The organism is Streptomyces hawaiiensis, assembly GCF_004803895.1.
GTDB classification, from domain to species: domain Bacteria; phylum Actinomycetota; class Actinomycetes; order Streptomycetales; family Streptomycetaceae; genus Streptomyces; species Streptomyces hawaiiensis.
On record NZ_CP021978.1, the window covers coordinates 4,391,634 to 4,408,376 of the forward strand.

The following is a 16,743-nucleotide window of genomic DNA, read 5'->3' on the forward strand; positions in this document are numbered from 1 at the left end:
TTGAAGGCGAGAAGATCAGCCTTCCGATCGACACGTACTCACTCAGCGGCACGGCACTGGAAACGGTAGAAAGTGCCGTAAAAAAGGTCACCTCGACATGTATGAAGCGCCTCGGCCACAGCTACCGGCAGGACGAGGCTGCGGACAATGTCCCTGCCGAGGAGAATCGCCGGTACGGGATCCAGGACACCTCCCGCGCGGCGGCATACGGATACCGCCCCTACTCGGTGGTCCACCCGCCTGAGCCTGACTCCAAGGCAAGGCCGTACACCCAAGCCGAGTTGGCCTCACTTTCCGGCATGGATGACAAAGGCCAAGAGATCGCTCCAGGCACCAAGTCGGTCAACGGCGAGACGATCCCCAAAGGGGGCTGCAGAGGGGAGGCCGATCGGGTCGTCAGGGCCCCTTTCGACCACCCCGAGGGAGTGTCAGCGGCACGGACCATCTACTTCAAGGGATTCGAGAAGTCACTCGCGGACCCCGCTGTCAAGGAGATCTTCACAGCATGGTCGGCGTGTATGGCGGACAAGAACTACACCTATGACTCACCGCTGGCCGCGATGGGGAGCGCAGAATTTTCTCGAGGCCGGATCACCGGCCGGGAGCGTGCTGTCGCACAGGCCGACATCTCCTGCAAGAAGAAAGTCGACCTGATTCAGCGGTGGAACGTTGTAGAGGCCGCGATAGAGACGCGCATGATCCGTGAGAAGAGCGCGGTTTTGCAGGAGCTCCTCAAACGCCAGAACGCGAAAGTGGCCGCTGCGCGAAAGATAGTGGGGAGCTGACGTTGCCCCGCCTACCGCGGATCACCACACGGCTTCCCTGCGAGGAAGCAGGACAAGCATTCAAGACATCCGAATAGGGAAAAAGTACGCCCAAGGTATACTGCCCCCGAGCCGGGAGGGGGCAGATGGCGGAAGACACCGGGCACGACGGGGCGAGCGATCAGGACCTGCTCGCCCGGCATGTAAAGGGCGACCCCGACGCCTTCGGTGAGATCGTGCGGCGGCATCGCGACCGGCTCTGGGCCGTTGCCCTGCGGACGCTCGGGGACCGCGAGGAGGCCGCTGACGCCGTGCAGGACGCCCTCGTGTCCGCATACCGAGCCGCCCACACCTTCCGGGGCCAGTCGGCCGTCACGACGTGGCTGCACAGGATCACGGTGAACGCCTGCCTGGACCGCGCCCGCAAGGCAGCCTCCCGGAAGACCTCTCCGGTCGAGGACACCGAGCGCCTGGAGCAGCTGCTGGAGCCGCACGAGTCGGCCTCGGCTCCTGCCGAGCGAAACGATCTCCACCGGCAGCTCATCGAAGCGCTGGGAACCCTGCCGGCCGACCAGCGTGCCGCGCTGGTCCTGGTGGACATGCAGGGCTACCCGGTCGCGGAGGCGGCCCGCATCCTCGACGTGCCCACCGGCACGGTGAAGAGCAGATGTGCGCGCGGAAGAGCCAGACTCCTGCCGCTGCTCACCCATCTACGGCAGGACGGCAGCGGCGAGGGCAAGAACCCGGGTGGAGAACGGAACCGGACACAGGGTCCAGCCGTCCCACCGGCAGCGGGGCCGCGCCGAGCGGGAACCCCGGACGCAGGACCGAGCGACTCAGCTGCAGTGAAGGGCGGAGGTGGACGAGCGTGACGTCGACGACAGACATGGCCGGGCACCCGGACGTCGTGGAGATCTCCGACTTCGCCGAGGGGCTCCTCCCACCAGCCCGGACCACCGACCTACGCGGCCACCTGGACGAGTGCGAGCTCTGCGCGGACGTCTACGCCTCCCTGGAGGAGATCCGCGGGCTGCTCGGCACGCTGCCGGGTCCGCCGCGCATGCCCGCCGATGTGGCGGGCCGTATCGATGCCGCACTCGCCGCCGAGGCCCTGCTCAACGCCACAGGCCCGGAGTCCGCGGAGAGTCCCGAGCCGGTGGACGCTCCCCGTTCCACGTCCGAGGACGACAGCGGAGCGCATGTTTCACGTGAAACATCGACGCCCGCTGACCGGCCTGCCGGCCGTCCCCGTTCCTCCACCACCGGTCCGGGCCGCAAGGGCCGCACGCGCAGCGGACGCCGCAGGATCGCCGTCCTGGGGACAGTCTTCACGGTGGCCGCCCTGGGGCTCGGCTCCGTCCTGCTGTCGTCGCTCGGCGACAACAAGCCGCCCCATGACACGGCGGGCGGACGGCAGACCACCTCCGCGGACACCTTCGCCGAGGGGAAGCTGCAGAAGCAGGTCACCGATCTCCTGTCCGAGAACAAGACCAAGGGCGGCGGCTCCCGCACTCCCTTCGGCGCAGCGACGGCCCCCGGCACCAACCAGCCCAAGGTCCTCAAGGAAGCCGTGGTGCCCGGCTGCGTCCGCGACGGCATCGGACGCGACGATGCGGCCCTGGCCACCGAGAACGGCACCTACCAAGGCAAGAAGGCCATGCTCGTGCTGCTTCCCGACGCTTCCGACGCCACTCGGGTCACCGCCTACATCGTCGACGCGACCTGTGTGGATCACGCGGCGTCCACTGCCGCCGGCGAGGTTCTCTTGGAGCGCACGTACCCGTCCGCCTGAGCAATCGCTTCGTCCTTGCCCTGCTGGGTCACCACGTGATGCCGCATCTCCGTGTGCCCGGACACAGCGGGAATGCGCGCCCCTTAGGATCCGTTGGGTGGGGTGAGAGTTCCGAGCAGCTCCCACCCCGGTCGAACGACGCAGTCCAGAGACGAGGAATCAAGCCGTGAGCGACGTCCGTAACGTGATCATCATCGGCTCCGGGCCCGCCGGCTACACGGCGGCGCTCTATACCGCGCGAGCGTCGCTGAAGCCACTGGTGTTCGAGGGCGCCGTCACTGCGGGCGGTGCGCTCATGAACACCACCGACGTCGAGAACTTCCCGGGTTTCCGGGACGGCATTATGGGCCCGGACCTCATGGACAACATGCGCGCCCAGGCAGAGCGTTTCGGGGCAGAGCTCGTCCCGGACGACATCGTGGCCGTCGACCTGAGTGGTGAGATCAAGACCGTCACAGACACGGCCGGCACCGTCCACCGGGCCAAGGCCGTCATCGTCACCACAGGCTCGCAGCACCGCAAGCTCGGTCTGCCGAACGAGGACGCTCTCTCCGGCCGTGGCGTGTCCTGGTGCGCCACCTGTGACGGGTTCTTCTTCAAGGACCAGGACATCGCCGTGATCGGTGGTGGCGACACCGCGATGGAGGAGGCCACTTTCCTCTCGCGGTTCGCCAAGTCCGTGATCGTCGTCCACCGCCGTGACACCCTGCGTGCCTCCAAGGCCATGCAGGAGCGCGCGTTCGCCGACCCGAAGATCTCGTTCGTGTGGGACAGCGAGGTCGCCGAGATTCAGGGCGACCCGAAGCTCTCCGGCCTGAAGCTGCGCAACCTCAAGACCGGCGAGCTGTCGGACCTGCCGGTGACCGGACTGTTCATCGCCATCGGCCACGACCCGCGCACCGAGCTCTTCAAGGGCCAGCTCGACCTGGACGAGGAGGGCTACCTGAAGGTGGAGGCGCCGTCGACGCGCACGAACCTCACCGGTGTCTTCGCCGCCGGTGACGTCGTGGATCACACCTACCGTCAGGCGATCACCGCGGCCGGGACCGGCTGCTCCGCAGCTCTCGACGCCGAGCGCTACCTCGCCGCCCTGGCGGACGAGGAGCAGTCCGAGCCCGAGAAGACCGCTGTCTGACCCCCTCCCTACCCTCCCCCCGCGCACCAACCAGTTAAGGAGCCCGCCGTGGCCGGCACCCTGAAGAATGTGACCGACGATTCGTTCGAGCAGGACGTCCTCAAGAGCGACAAGCCTGTTCTGGTGGACTTCTGGGCCGCCTGGTGCGGTCCGTGCCGCCAGATCGCGCCGTCCCTCGAGGCGATCGCCTCCGAGTACGGCGACAAGATCGAGATCGTCAAGCTGAACATCGACGAGAACCCGGGTACGGCCGCCAAGTACGGCGTCATGTCCATCCCGACCCTGAACGTCTACCAGGGTGGCGAGGTCGCCAAGACCATCGTGGGCGCGAAGCCGAAGGCCGCGATCGTTCGCGACCTCGAGGAGTTCATCGCCGAGTGAATCGGCTGCACCGTCGGTGCGTGTTTCACGTGAAACACGAATGGGCCAACCCCCTGAGGGGTTGGCCCATTCGCTTGACTGCTCTACAGAGGTCGCAGAGCCGGCTCCTTCTGGACAGCTCCCAGAAGCCGGTCCAGCGCCATCTCGACGTCTTCCTTCCAGGAGAGCGTCGACCTCAGTTCCAGCCTCAGCCGGGGCTGGGTGGGGTGCTGGCGGACCGTCTTGAAGCCGACCGCCAGAAGATGGTCGGCGGGCAGCACACAGGCGGGTTCCTTCCAGCGCGCGTCTCCGAAGGCCTCGATCGCCTTGAACCCGCGCCGCAGCAGATCCTTGGCGACCGTCTGAACCATCACGCGGCCCAGTCCCTGCCCCTGGTAGCCCGGCACGATGAACGCGGTGATCAGCTGCACGGCGTCAGGCGAGACCGGGCTCGTGGGAAACGCCGTGGAGCGGGGGACATACGCGGGTGGGGCGTAGAGCACGAAACCCACCGGCACGTCGTCTACGTACACGACTCGCCCGCAAGATCCCCAGTCCAGCAGAACCGCTGAGATCCAGGCTTCCTTCTCCGGAGCCGAAGTGCCCGCCTTTACCGCGGCCTCACCGCTGACTGGGTCGAGTTCCCAGAAGACACACGAGCGACAACGCTTGGGTAGGTCCTGGAGGTTGTCCAGGGTGAGCGGTACGAGCCGGCGGCCCATGAAGGCTGATCCTCGCTTCCTTCGCCCGCCGCCGCGTCGCGGGCGGCTGTCAGAGCGCTCCGTTCCTTGAGGAGACTGCCGATGAAGCCACCGACCGCTCCCAGCCCCAAACCGGCGCTCACCAGTCCGATGCGGCTCATGGTTCGCATGGCCCCTGCCTCCCTCTCAGAGGTGCTGCCGAGTGGTTGCTGCGCCGTACCCGAACGCATCGTATCCACGATGCGATTCCATCGATACCGCCAGAAAGGAAAGAGCGGGCCACGTTCCGGTACACACCGGACACGGCCCGCTCTGTCTCCTGCACAGCAGAGGCTCCTTGCCGGAGGCTCAGGACTCGTTCTCCTCGGAGTCGCCCTCCAGGAGACTCTTCTGAAGAACCGGCCCCTCGCCCGGAGCGAATGAACCGAGGATCCGCTCAAGATCCTCCATCGAGGCGAACTCGACGGTGATCTTGCCCTTCTTCTGTCCCAGGTCGACCTTCACGCGCGTCTCGAAGCGGTCGGAGAGCCGCGTGGCGAGGTCGGACAGCGCGGGAGAGACCCGGGCACCGGCACGCGGACCCTTGGGCTTCTGAGCCTTCTGGGGACGCGACCCCATCAGGGTCACGATCTCCTCGACGGCTCGCACCGAGAGGCCTTCTGCCACGATGCGGTGGGCCAGCCGGTCCTGCTCCTCCGAATCATCGACGGAGAGCAGTGCCCGTGCGTGGCCGGCGGAAAGCACCCCGGCGGCGACCCGGCGCTGCACGGCCGGCGAGAGCTTCAACAGACGCAGAGTGTTGGATACCTGCGGGCGGGATCGGCCGATGCGGTCCGCCAGCTGGTCATGCGTGCAGTTGAAGTCCCTCAGCAACTGGTCGTAGGCGGCTGCCTCTTCCAGCGGGTTCAGCTGGGCGCGGTGCAGGTTCTCCAGCAGAGCGTCCAGGAGGAGCTTCTCGTCCTCGGTGGCCCGCACGATCGCCGGGATCGCCTCCAGCCCTGCCTCACGGCAGGCCCGCCAGCGGCGCTCACCCATGATGAGTTCGTAGCGGGCGGGACCCACTTGCCGTACGACGACCGGCTGGAGGAGTCCCACTTCCTTGATGGAGGTGATGAGCTCGGACAGCGCGTCCTCGTCGAATACCTCACGCGGCTGGCGAGGGTTCGGTGTGATGGAGTCGAGGGGAATCTCGGCGAAGTGCGCACCGACGGGCGCCGCAGGCATGGCGGGAGCAGTCGGCTGTGCCGGTTCCTCTGTTTCACGTGAAACAGTCGGCAGAGTCGCTAGCTTCGCCGCGGCCACCCCACGATCGTTCGGCAGCGCAGGTACTGCCGCGGGGGATGCGGAAGCGGCGTTCCCTGCCGCAGCCTGAGCCACCGACTTCTCCGTCGGCGCGGCAGGGATCAGTGCGCCGAGACCACGGCCCAGCCCCCTTCGTCGCTCGCTCACTGGATGCCCTCCACCATGCTCGGGTCGTTCTGCTGTACGCCGATATGGGCGTGCGTCGCGTCATAGCTGATGCCGACGCCCTTCAGCGCGATCTCTCGTGCCGCCTCAAGGTAGGAGAGGGCACCACTCGATCCAGGATCGTAAGTCAGTACCGTCTGCCCATAACTCGGCGCCTCCGAGATACGGACAGAGCGGGGGATGCTCGTCCGCAGCACCTCGTCACCGAAGTGGGTGCGCACCTCTTCCGCGACCTGGGACGCGAGGCGCGTCCGGCCGTCGTACATGGTGAGCAGGATGGTCGACACATGCAGGGCAGGGTTAAGGTGCCCCCGTACCAGGTCGACGTTGCGCAGCAGCTGTCCGAGACCTTCCAGCGCGTAGTACTCGCACTGGATGGGGATCAGAACTTCCTGGCCCGCCACGAGCGCATTGACGGTCAGGAGCCCCAAGGAGGGCGGGCAGTCGATGAGGATGTAGTCCAAGGGCTGCTCATACGCCTGGATCGCGCGCTGCAGCCTGCTCTCGCGTGCCACCAGGGACACCAGCTCGATCTCCGCACCGGCGAGATCGATCGTGGCGGGGGCGCAGAAGAGACCCTCGACGTCGGGGACCGGCTGGACGACCTCGGAGAGCGGCCTGCTGTCCACCAACACGTCGTAGATGGACGGGACTTCGGCGTGATGGTCGATGCCCAGCGCGGTGGACGCATTGCCCTGTGGGTCGAGGTCGACCACCAGGACGCGGCCACCGTGCAGCGCCAGCGATGCGGCAAGGTTGACGGTCGTCGTCGTCTTGCCCACACCGCCCTTCTGGTTGGCGACCACCATGATTCGGGTCTGCTCGGGCCGTGGCAGGCCCTCGCCGGCACGACCCAGAGCCTCCACCGCCAGTTGGGCAGCACGACCGATGGGAGTGTCGTCCATCGGAGGCGGTGTTTCACGTGAAACATCCGCCCCCATCGACTCGGTACGGGGACCGGGGACCGGATCGGTCATCGGTCCCGCGATGTTGGCGTCGGACCGCAAGGATTCACTCTCCTCGACTTCAGGCTCGCAATGAACAGAGCCTCCCATGTCTTCGGGGTCGTGAACCAGTGAGGCCTGGCGTTCTGTGGAGAAATCCACCTCTGTGGATACCTCAGGTCCCTCATCGAGTGAACCAAGAGGCTTTCGGTCGCGGGGTTCGGCCGCAGCGCGGCCACGACTGATGATGCCGTGCAGCAGTGAGCGACGTTTCACGTGAAACACGATGCACAGCAGCCGAGGCCAGACTGTCGCGACACTCCGGCATGCATAGGTTTGGCAGCTTGTGTGGAGTACGTCTCGTCGTCAAACGGGTCAGCGCCGTCAGGGCGGATCAGCCCCATCAGGGCGGGTCAGTGCCGTCAGGACGGATCAGCATCGACCGGACGCATCAGGTCAGCGTCGTCGGCGCGTCCGGCTCGTGCGAGCCGCCTTGGCGCGCTTCGCGGCGAAGCGCACACCTCCGGGACTCTCCCCGACCTCGACCCGTACGACGGTGGACATCGGGTCCACCACGCCCTCACCCACATGCAGGATGGATGTCTCCACCGCGCCCAGCTTGCTGAGTGCTGCCGAGGCGCTCTTCAGTTCCTCCTCGGCGGTGTCCCCCTTGAGCGCGAGCATCTCGCCGTACGGCCGCAGCAGCGGGATGCCCCAGGTGGCGAGCCGGTCGAGCGGCGCGACGGCTCGGGCCGTCACCACGTGGACAGGCTGGATCTTCCCCATGACCTCTTCGGCCCGGCCGCGCACGACGGTCACATGATCGAGGCCGAGCAGCTCCACGACCTCGGAGAGGAAATTGGTGCGCCGCAGCAGCGGCTCCAGGAGCGTGATCTTCAGGTCGGTGCGGACCAGCGCCAGCGGAATGCCGGGGAGTCCGGCGCCCGAGCCGACATCGCACACCGTCACGCTGTCGGGCACGACCTCCGAGAGCACCGCGCAGTTCAGCAGGTGCCGCTCCCAGAGGCGAGGTACCTCGCGTGGGCCGATGAGACCGCGCTTCACGCCCGCCTCAGCGAGCAGCTCGGCATACCGCACCGCATCCGCGAAGCGATCACCGAACACCTCGCGCGCCTGCTCGGGCGCGGGGGGAAGCTCCGCTGCCTCCGTCACGGGGGACCGTCCTTCCGTACGGTGTCAGCGCACCCGGCGCCGACACCAGAACCACCAGAACTATCAGGCTGACAAAGTTCGGCCCCGTCTGCGCAACAGACGGGGCCGGGGAACGTAGGGGCCGATCAGGCGGGCAGTACGACGACGAAGCGCTGCGGCTCCTCGCCCTCGGACTCGCTGCGCAGGCCCGCGGCCTTGACCGCGTCGTGCACGACCTTGCGCTCGAAGGGCGTCATCGGCTGCAGCTTGACGGCCTCGCCGCTGCTCTTGGCCTCCGCGGCGGCCTTGGCGCCCAGCTCGGACAGCTCCGAGCGCTTCTGTGCCCGGTATCCCGCGATGTCGAGCATCAGACGGCTGCGGTCACCGGTCTCCCGGTGCACGGCCAGACGGGTGAGCTCCTGGAGCGCCTCCAGCACCTCGCCGTCACGGCCGACCAGCTTCTGCAGATCGCGGCCACCCGTGTCGCTGATGATCGAGACGGAGGCACGGTCGGCCTCCACATCCATGTCGATATCGCCGTCGAGATCGGCGATGTCGAGCAGACCCTCCAGGTAGTCCGCCGCGATCTCGCCTTCCTGCTCCAGGCGAGTCAGGGTGTCTGCCCCCTCGGCAGCGGCGGAGGTGGTGCCTTCCGTCACGGGATGGACTCCTTCTTACTTCTTGGACGGGGACTTGGGCCGCTGCGGACCCTTGCGCTGTCCGGACTGGGCCTTGCTGCGGGTACCGCCGGCGGGCTTCGCGCCGCCCTTCTTGGCAGCGGCGGAAGGCTTGGCGTCCTCGGACTCCTCGGACTTGATCAGCGACGTCTTCGGCTCGTCCTCATCGGCCACCTTCGCGCCACCGACTCCGCCGTGCTGACGCTGCGACTTGCTCTGCCGCTTGGGCTGCTGGCGCTTCGGGGCACCGGTGGCGGTGATCGGCGCACCGTCCTCGGCCTCGGCTGCGGCCGCGGCGTCGCTCTTGATCACGGTGCCGTCGGCCTGAGCGGCGAGGCCGGCCTTGCTCAGGCCGTTGATGAACTTGCGCTCGAACTCGTTGCGGTCACGGCCCTTGGCGACGATCGCCTTGACGATGGCCCGGTCGCGTCGCTTGCTGACCTTGTCGTGCTGCGTGACGTGCTTGTGCAGGCGCTCCAGGTACGAGGCCTGGGCCTTGGAACCCGGGGTCGGGTTGTTGTGGATCACGTACATCTGCTGGCCCATGGTCCACACGTTGGTGGTCAGCCAGTAGACGAGGACACCGACCGGGAAGTTGATGCCGAAGACGGCGAACATGACCGGGAAGACGTACATCAGCATCTTCTGCTGCTGCATGAACGGCGTCTTCACCGTGGTGTCGACGTTCTTCGTCATCAGCTGGCGCTGGGTGAAGAACTGCGACGCCGACATCATGATGATCATGATGGCGGTGACCACGCGGACGTCGGTGAGGGAGGCACCGAGTGCTTCCACCTTCGACGAGCTGTCGGTGAACTTCACAGCGAGCGGCGCACCGACGATGTGCGCCTTCTGTGCGCTCTGCAGCAGGCTGTCGTTGATCACGCCGATGGTGTCGTTCGACGCGATGCTGTTGAGCACGTGGTACAGGGCGAAGAAGAACGGGGACTGCGCCAGGATGGGAAGGCACGAGGACAGCGGGTTGGTACCCGTCTCCTTGTACAGCTTCATCATCTCTTCGGACTGACGCTGCTTGTCGTTCTTGTAGCGCTCCTGGATCTTCTTCATCTCGGGCTGAAGCGTCTGCATCGCCCGGGTCGCCTTGATCTGCTTCACGAAGAGCGGGATCAGGCAGATACGGATCAGGATCACCAGGGACACGATCGACAGGCCCCAGGCCCAGCCGGTGTCGGGGCCGAAGAGGGCGCCGTACACCGAGTGGAACTGGACGATGACCCAGGAGACGGGTGTGGTGATAAAGCTGAAGAGGCTGGCAATCGTGTCCACTAATCATGCTCCTTGGGCATGGGACGGTGTCTCTGCGGCCGGGCTCGAGGGACTCGACGGACTTGTGGGAGAAGTCTGTCCCTCGGTGGCCGGTCCGGCGGCGGAGGGCCCGCCCTTGCGTGCACGCCACGCGTTACGCAGCATTTCGTGCCACCGCGGGCGCTTGCGCGGCGGGACATGGTCCACACCGCCCAGCGACCACGGATTGCACCGCAGGATGCGCCATGCCGTGAGTGCCGTTCCCTTGATGGCACCGTGCCGGTCGATGGCCGTGTAGCCGTAGTGAGAGCACGACGGGTAGTACTTGCAGACCGGCCCCAGCAGCGGACTGATCGTCCACTGGTAGAGCTTGATCAGAGCCAGTAGCGGGTACTTCATCGCGCGCCCCCTCCCAGCAACCGCTGGAGAGCGGCATCCAGGTCTCGGGCCAGCTGTGCATGGTCGGCGTCGCCCGATCCGGGCAGCGCTCGTACGACTACCAGGCTACCGGGGGGCAGCTGGGCGACTCGCTCGCGCATCAGGTGGCGAAGCCTGCGCTTCACTTTGTTGCGCACGACCGCGCCACCCACTGCTTTGCTCACGACGAAACCCGCACGCGTCGGGGGAGCGCTCTCCCCAGGCGCATGCGGGTCCGTGGAACCGCTACGTAGATGAACGACGAGGAGTGGGCGTCCGGCCCGGCGTCCTCGTCGTACCGCGGTCGCGAAGTCCTCGCGCCGCCTCAGCCGATGCTCGGTAGGCAGCACGACGTCATGACCTGATCGGAATCAGGCGGACAGGCTGGCGCGACCCTTGCTGCGGCGGTTCGCGAGAATCGCGCGACCGGCACGGGTGCGCATCCGCAGGCGGAAGCCGTGGGTCTTCGCGCGACGACGGTTGTTCGGCTGGAAGGTGCGCTTGCTCACTCGGGGGCTCCAGAAAGATTCGGTGGTTGCGGGGTGCCGTCCTGGCTGTCACCGTGCGCCCACGAGTAGCTCGCAGTTACGCCCGAGTGCACCGCTGACCGATCACCCAAATGATCTGTGCCCATCGGAGGCAGGCGGCAGCAGCCATCGACAACTCGACCTGGTTACGGTACGCGCGGCTACGCCATCCGGTCAAACCAGGAGTCGCCGGGAGACACTTGTCCACAGGCTGGGGACAACAACTTGAACCGTACCGGCCGCCCTGACTACCGTGACGGAACTCCGATTCGTTCCCTTATCCCTGCCCCACCCGATTTACATCCCGAGCCGTCCCAGAACCACACGTTCGTGGGACCTGTGAGAGAGCGTGCCCTGTGGCTGACGTACCTGCCGATCTTGCCGCAGTGTGGCCACGCGTATTGGAGCAGCTCCTCGGGGAGGGCCGCAGCCAAGGGGTCGAAGGGAAGGACGAGCACTGGATCCGGCGCTGCCAGCCCCTCGCGCTGGTCGCTGACACCGCGCTGCTCGCCGTACCGAACGAATTCGCGAAAGGCGTACTCGAGGGCCGGCTGGCGCCGATCGTCAGCGAGACGCTGAGCCGCGAGTGCGGCCGCCCGATCCGGATCGCGATCACCGTCGACGACTCCGCGGGCGAGCCCCCCGCCACGCCGGCGCCCCCGGCCCGCCCCCAGCCGCGCTACGAGGAGCCCGAGCTTCCGGCCGCGCGCCAGGACCGCGACGGCTATGACCGCCCCGAGCGTGACGGATACGACCGCCAGGATCGCGACGCATACGACCGACCCGAGCGCGACGCCTATGACCGCCAGGACCGCCAGGACCGCCAGGACCGCGACGGGTACGAGGGGTACGGCCGCCACCGCGCCGATCAACAGCCCGGACCGGTCGGCGACCAGCTCCCGCCTACGCGCGCAGATCAACTGCCGACGGCCCGTCCCGCATACCCCTCCGAGTACCAGCGCCCCGAGCCCGGCGCCTGGCCGCGGCCGCACCAGCAGGACGAATACGGCTGGCAGCAGCAGCGCCTCGGCTTTCCCGAGCGTGACCCGTACGCATCACCCGGGCAGGACTCGTACGGCTCCCAGGACTCGTACAACCCGCAGGATTCCTACGGCTCCGGCTCCCAGGGCACCTACGGCTCCCCCTCGCAGGACTACCGCCCGCAGCCCATGGAGCGCCCCTCCTACGAGCAGCAGCGCTCCGGCTACGACGCGCCACGCCCCGACTACGACCAGCGCGACCCGGTACGCCGGGAGCTGCCCGATCCGCCGGCCGGTTCGGGGCACGTCCACCGGGGCGGCCCGGTCGGCCCGAACCTGCCGACGACCGGTGCGCCCGGCCCGCTGGCCGCACAGCCCGCGCCGGCGACCGGCCCGGGTGAGCCCACCGCGCGTCTCAACCCGAAGTACCTGTTCGACACGTTCGTGATCGGCGCCTCCAACCGCTTCGCGCACGCGGCCGCGGTCGCTGTGGCCGAGGCGCCGGCGAAGGCCTACAACCCCTTGTTCATCTACGGGGAGTCCGGTCTCGGCAAGACGCACCTGCTGCACGCGATCGGGCACTACGCGCGCAGCCTCTACCCGGGCACGCGGGTGCGGTACGTGAGCTCGGAGGAGTTCACCAACGAGTTCATCAACTCCATCCGCGACGGCAAGGGCGACAGCTTCCGCAAGCGGTACCGCGAGATGGACATCCTGCTCGTCGACGACATCCAGTTCCTGGCGGACAAGGAGTCGACGCAGGAGGAGTTCTTCCACACCTTCAACACGCTCCACAACGCCAACAAGCAGATCGTGCTGTCCTCCGACCGGCCGCCCAAGCAGCTGGTGACGCTGGAGGACCGGCTGCGGAACCGTTTCGAGTGGGGGCTGATCACCGACGTCCAGCCGCCCGAGCTCGAGACGCGTATCGCGATCCTCCGCAAGAAGGCGGTGCAGGAGCAGCTGAACGCGCCGCCGGAGGTGCTGGAGTTCATCGCGTCCCGGATCTCGCGCAACATCCGCGAGCTGGAGGGCGCGCTGATCCGGGTCACGGCGTTCGCCTCGCTCAACCGGCAGCCGGTGGACCTGGGCCTGACCGAGATCGTCCTGAAGGACCTCATCCCCGGCGGCGACGACTCGGCGCCCGAGATCACCTCGACGGCGATCATGGGCGCGACGGCGGACTACTTCGGGCTGACCGTCGAGGACCTGTGCGGCACCTCGCGCGGCCGCGCCCTCGTCACCGCCCGGCAGATCGCCATGTACCTGTGCCGTGAGCTGACGGACCTGTCGCTGCCGAAGATCGGCGCGCTGTTCGGCGGCCGCGACCACACCACGGTCATGCACGCGGACCGCAAGATCCGCAACCTGATGGCCGAGCGCCGCTCCATCTACAACCAGGTCACGGAACTGACCAACCGCATCAAGAACGGCTGACGGCGAGGGCGGTACGCCGCTGAGGGCGCCCCCGGAGGGATCCGGGGGCGCCCTTCTCGTGCCCCGCCGGCTCCCACCTCGCGCACCGAGCCGCAACCCACTGTTCGATTAATTGCCGGGTTACGGCCTCCCTCCACAGATTCGGGGACTTTCTGCCGTCCACACCCTGGGGACCGGGGAGTTGTCCAGATCGTGTCCACAGGGGCGACTGTCGAATGACCATCAGACCAGCTCAGGTGCTTGTGGATTCGTGGACGAAAGATCTCCACAGGCTGTGGACGACGGAATGATCCACAGGCTGTGCACCGAGTTGTCCACCGGCCGCCCACAGGCTGGGGGCCATTGTCCCCAGCAATCGGCAGCTTCTCCACATGCCTGTCCACTGTTCGGCAACGCGACGCGCCTCCTCACCGGGTCGAGTGAAAGGCGTCACACGAAGGTGCCGGGTTGGGCTGTGGGAAAGGTGGGTAAAGCTGGGGACAGCGCTGGGGAGAACTCGCCTCATCCTGTGCACGGCGTGTGCAGAACTTTCTGTTCTCCACAGATACGCCCGGTTGTCCACCGCCTCCGCCCACAGGGCCAGTGGACAAAATTCCCGCTCTGAGCTGCGCAAACAGGGTTATCCACGGTATCCACAGGCCCTACTACTACTGACGACTAGAGAGAGCTGGGAATCCGTTTCGAAGCGGGCCCTGTGCACAACTCGCTCTCCGGTGCCCGACCGCCCCTCGTCACGACTTGACCCCGATAGGCACCTACTGTCAGTGCGGTGCGTCAGACTGGTCCCCGGTGTCCTCCCCCTCACGGGGACCGTCGACACCGAGACAGACGACGAGGGCCAGGCAGAGCGAGAAGCGCCGGCAACAGCAGGAGGCGGCAACAGTGAAGATCCGGGTGGAACGCGACGTACTCGCGGAGGCAGTGGCCTGGGCGGCACGCAGCCTCCCGGCCCGTCCGCCGGCGCCTGTCCTCGCCGGCCTGCTGCTGAAGGCCGAGGAAGGCCAACTGAGCCTGTCCAGCTTCGACTACGAGGTCTCCGCGCGGGTGTCCGTGGAGGCCGAGGTCGACGAGGAGGGCACGGTCCTGGTCTCCGGCCGACTGCTCGCGGACATCTGCCGCGCGCTTCCCAACCGGCCGGTGGAGATTTCCACAGACGGTGTACGGGCGACCGTGGTCTGCGGCTCGTCCCGGTTCACACTCCACACCCTGCCTGTGGAGGAGTACCCGGCCCTGCCGCAGATGCCGAACGCCACGGGCACGGTCCCCGGCGAGGTCTTCGCCTCCGCCGCCTCCCAGGTCGCCATCGCGGCCGGCCGTGACGACACGCTGCCCGTCCTCACCGGTGTCCGCATCGAGATCGAGGGCGACACCGTCACGCTGGCGTCCACCGACCGCTACCGCTTCGCGGTCCGCGAGTTCCTGTGGAAGCCGGAGAACCCGGAGGCCTCCGCGGTCGCCCTGGTGCCCGCCAAGACGCTGCTGGACACCGCCAAGGCCCTGACCAGCGGCGACCAGGTGATCCTGGCGCTGTCCGGCGGGGGCTCGGGCGAGGGCCTGATCGGCTTCGAGGGCGCGGGCCGCCGTACGACGACCCGCCTGCTGGAGGGCGACCTCCCGAAGTACCGCTCGCTGTTCCCGACGGAGTTCAACAGCGTCGCCGTGATTGAGACCGCCCCCTTCGTGGAGGCCGTCAAGCGCGTGGCCCTGGTCGCCGAGCGCAACACCCCGGTGCGGCTCAGCTTCGAGCAGGGCGTGCTCATCCTGGAGGCCGGTTCCAGCGACGACGCACAGGCTGTGGAAAGGGTCGACGCCCAGCTGGAGGGCGACGACGTCTCGATCGCCTTCAACCCGACGTTCCTGCTGGACGGCCTGAGCGCCATCGACTCCCCGGTGGCCCAGCTGTCGTTCACGACGTCCACCAAGCCCGCCCTGCTCAGCGGCAAGCCGGCGCTGGACGCCGAGGCGGACGAGGCCTACAAGTACCTGATCATGCCGGTGCGCCTCAGCGGCTGAGCGGCCGACAGTTGCCCACAGGCCAGTGGAGAAGTCAGCCCGGCCTGTGGGAGAACCCGCAGGTGAGGGCCTACGACTGAGCGCGTATGCCCACAGATGTGCGCGACCGTCCGGGTTTAGGCTCGGACGCGGGTACGAAAGTGCCTCGCGGTACACACGTGCCGCCACGCCACGTCGCAGAACCTAAGGAACACAACTGATGGAGCTCGGTCTCGTCGGCCTCGGCAAGATGGGCGGCAACATGCGCGAGCGGATCCGCCGCGCAGGCCACACCGTCCTCGGATACGACCGCAACCCGGACCTCGCCGATGTCCACAGCCTGCAGGAGCTTGTGGGCAAGCTCAGCGGTCCGCGCGTGATCTGGGTGATGGTCCCGGCCGGTGAGGCCACGCAGACCACCATCGACGAGCTCGCCGAACTGCTGGAGCCCGGTGACGTCGTCGTGGACGGCGGCAACTCCCGCTGGACCGACGACGAGAAGCACGCGGAGGAGCTGGCGGCCAAGGGCATCGGCTTCGTCGACTGCGGTGTCTCCGGCGGCGTCTGGGGCCTGGAGAACGGCTACGCGCTGATGTACGGCGGCGACAAGGAGAACGTCGCCAAGGTGCAGCCGGTCTTCGACGCCCTCAAGCCGGAGGGCGACTTCGGATCGGTGCACGCCGGCAAGGTCGGCGCGGGCCACTTCGCGAAGATGGTCCACAACGGCATCGAGTACGCGATGATGCAGGCTTACGCCGAGGGCTGGGAGCTCCTGGAGAAGGTCGACTCGGTGACCGACGTCCGGGAGGTCTTCCGCTCCTGGCAGGAGGGCACGGTCATCCGCTCCTGGCTGCTCGACCTCGCGGTCAACGCGCTCGACGAGGACGAGCACCTGGACGAGCTCCGGGGCTATGCACAGGACTCCGGCGAGGGACGCTGGACTGTGGAGGCCGCCATCGACAACGCGGTGCCGCTGCCGGCGATCACCGCGTCGCTGTTCGCGCGGTTCGCCTCCCGCCAGGAGGACTCGCCCCAGATGAAGATGATCGCGGCGCTGCGGAATCAGTTCGGCGGTCACGCGGTCGAGAAGAAGTAATCCACAGGGCTGCACGGCAGTCCACGAACGCCCGGG

The 16,743-nt window shown here is 67.4% G+C and carries 17 protein-coding genes; 8 read left to right on the forward strand and 9 right to left on the reverse strand.

From position 1 onward, the window contains the following. The first annotated feature begins 101 nt into the window (after window positions 1-101). The 5 genes from CEB94_RS20210 to trxA all read left to right on the forward strand — a co-directional run bounded on the left by CEB94_RS20210 (window position 102) and on the right by trxA (window position 4,072). Window positions 102-785: a hypothetical protein gene (locus tag CEB94_RS20210; RefSeq protein WP_175433561.1), complete on the forward strand. Its 684-nt coding sequence runs from the start codon at window positions 102-104 to the stop codon at window positions 783-785. Between the two features lie 125 nt (window positions 786-910). Next, window positions 911-1,636, forward strand: a complete 726-nt coding sequence (gene sigM / locus CEB94_RS20215) for an RNA polymerase sigma factor SigM (RefSeq protein WP_175433562.1) — start codon at window positions 911-913, stop codon at window positions 1,634-1,636. Continuing rightward, a complete protein-coding gene (locus CEB94_RS20220) occupies window positions 1,633-2,556 on the forward strand; it encodes an anti-sigma factor family protein (RefSeq protein WP_175433563.1) in 924 nt (307 codons plus the stop codon). The genes sigM and CEB94_RS20220 overlap by 4 nt, the downstream gene beginning before the upstream one ends. A gap of 166 nt (window positions 2,557-2,722) precedes the next feature. Then, complete coding sequence (gene trxB, locus CEB94_RS20225; protein WP_175433564.1) at window positions 2,723-3,691, forward strand: thioredoxin-disulfide reductase; 969 nt, start codon at window positions 2,723-2,725, stop codon at window positions 3,689-3,691. Between the two features lie 48 nt (window positions 3,692-3,739). Beyond that, a complete protein-coding gene (gene trxA / locus CEB94_RS20230) occupies window positions 3,740-4,072 on the forward strand; it encodes a thioredoxin (RefSeq protein WP_030847066.1) in 333 nt (110 codons plus the stop codon). A gap of 83 nt (window positions 4,073-4,155) precedes the next feature. Here trxA and CEB94_RS20235 read toward each other — a convergent pair whose 3' ends face one another. From CEB94_RS20235 to rpmH, 9 genes are all read right to left on the reverse strand, one after another. After that, on the reverse strand, window positions 4,156-4,773 hold the full coding sequence (locus tag CEB94_RS20235; RefSeq protein WP_175433565.1) for a GNAT family N-acetyltransferase: 618 nt from the start codon (window positions 4,771-4,773) through the stop codon (window positions 4,156-4,158). Window positions 4,774-5,100: 327 nt separating this feature from the next. After that, window positions 5,101-6,201 carry a ParB/RepB/Spo0J family partition protein gene (locus CEB94_RS20240; protein ID WP_175433566.1) on the reverse strand — a complete coding sequence of 367 codons (1,101 nt, stop codon included), beginning with the start codon at window positions 6,199-6,201 and terminating at the stop codon, window positions 5,101-5,103. Then, the gene (locus tag CEB94_RS20245) at window positions 6,198-7,274 is read right to left on the reverse strand and encodes a ParA family protein (protein ID WP_078899128.1); all 1,077 of its coding nucleotides are present in this window, start codon (window positions 7,272-7,274) and stop codon (window positions 6,198-6,200) included. The genes CEB94_RS20240 and CEB94_RS20245 overlap by 4 nt, the downstream gene beginning before the upstream one ends. Before the next feature lie 345 nt (window positions 7,275-7,619). Continuing rightward, on the reverse strand, window positions 7,620-8,336 hold the full coding sequence (gene rsmG, locus CEB94_RS20250) for a 16S rRNA (guanine(527)-N(7))-methyltransferase RsmG (RefSeq protein ID WP_175433567.1): 717 nt from the start codon (window positions 8,334-8,336) through the stop codon (window positions 7,620-7,622). Between the two features lie 125 nt (window positions 8,337-8,461). Beyond that, the gene (locus CEB94_RS20255; RefSeq protein WP_031137666.1) at window positions 8,462-8,974 is read right to left on the reverse strand and encodes a Jag family protein; all 513 of its coding nucleotides are present in this window, start codon (window positions 8,972-8,974) and stop codon (window positions 8,462-8,464) included. A gap of 15 nt (window positions 8,975-8,989) precedes the next feature. Continuing rightward, window positions 8,990-10,279, reverse strand: coding sequence for a membrane protein insertase YidC (yidC, locus tag CEB94_RS20260; RefSeq protein ID WP_175433568.1), 1,290 nt, complete (start codon window positions 10,277-10,279; stop codon window positions 8,990-8,992). Window positions 10,280-10,282: 3 nt separating this feature from the next. Next, window positions 10,283-10,657 (reverse strand): membrane protein insertion efficiency factor YidD, encoded by a 375-nt coding sequence (gene yidD, locus CEB94_RS20265; protein WP_078625382.1) that lies wholly within the window; start codon window positions 10,655-10,657, stop codon window positions 10,283-10,285. Next, complete coding sequence (rnpA, locus tag CEB94_RS20270; protein WP_078615240.1) at window positions 10,654-11,025, reverse strand: ribonuclease P protein component; 372 nt, start codon at window positions 11,023-11,025, stop codon at window positions 10,654-10,656. Before rnpA ends, yidD begins: the two co-directional genes overlap by 4 nt. Before the next feature lie 21 nt (window positions 11,026-11,046). Then, window positions 11,047-11,184, reverse strand: coding sequence for a 50S ribosomal protein L34 (gene rpmH / locus CEB94_RS20275; RefSeq protein WP_005482975.1), 138 nt, complete (start codon window positions 11,182-11,184; stop codon window positions 11,047-11,049). Window positions 11,185-11,558: 374 nt separating this feature from the next. Between rpmH and dnaA the strand changes: the two genes are divergently transcribed. The 3 genes from dnaA (at window position 11,559) to gnd (ending at window position 16,707) form a co-directional block, all read left to right on the forward strand. Further along, a complete protein-coding gene (gene dnaA / locus CEB94_RS20280) occupies window positions 11,559-13,619 on the forward strand; it encodes a chromosomal replication initiator protein DnaA (protein WP_175433569.1) in 2,061 nt (686 codons plus the stop codon). A gap of 882 nt (window positions 13,620-14,501) precedes the next feature. Next, window positions 14,502-15,632, forward strand: coding sequence for a DNA polymerase III subunit beta (gene dnaN, locus CEB94_RS20285; protein ID WP_031137662.1), 1,131 nt, complete (start codon window positions 14,502-14,504; stop codon window positions 15,630-15,632). A 199-nt stretch (window positions 15,633-15,831) separates the two neighbouring features. Next, window positions 15,832-16,707, forward strand: a complete 876-nt coding sequence (gnd, locus tag CEB94_RS20290) for a phosphogluconate dehydrogenase (NAD(+)-dependent, decarboxylating) (protein WP_175433570.1) — start codon at window positions 15,832-15,834, stop codon at window positions 16,705-16,707. Window positions 16,708-16,743 lie beyond the last annotated feature (36 nt).

What these genes read in the sequence shown, in the direction of transcription:
- CEB94_RS20210 (WP_175433561.1), top strand. Translation starts at nt 102, where the DNA reads ATGAAGCGCCTCGGCCACAGCTACCGGCAGGACGAGGCTGCGGACAAT.
- sigM (WP_175433562.1), top strand. Translation starts at nt 911, where the DNA reads ATGGCGGAAGACACCGGGCACGACGGGGCGAGCGATCAGGACCTGCTC.
- CEB94_RS20235 (WP_175433565.1), bottom strand. Translation starts at nt 4,773, where the DNA reads ATGGGCCGCCGGCTCGTACCGCTCACCCTGGACAACCTCCAGGACCTA.
- CEB94_RS20245 (WP_078899128.1), bottom strand. Translation starts at nt 7,274, where the DNA reads ATGGGAGGCTCTGTTCATTGCGAGCCTGAAGTCGAGGAGAGTGAATCC.
- yidD (WP_078625382.1), bottom strand. Translation starts at nt 10,657, where the DNA reads ATGAAGTACCCGCTACTGGCTCTGATCAAGCTCTACCAGTGGACGATC.
- gnd (WP_175433570.1), top strand. Translation starts at nt 15,832, where the DNA reads ATGGAGCTCGGTCTCGTCGGCCTCGGCAAGATGGGCGGCAACATGCGC.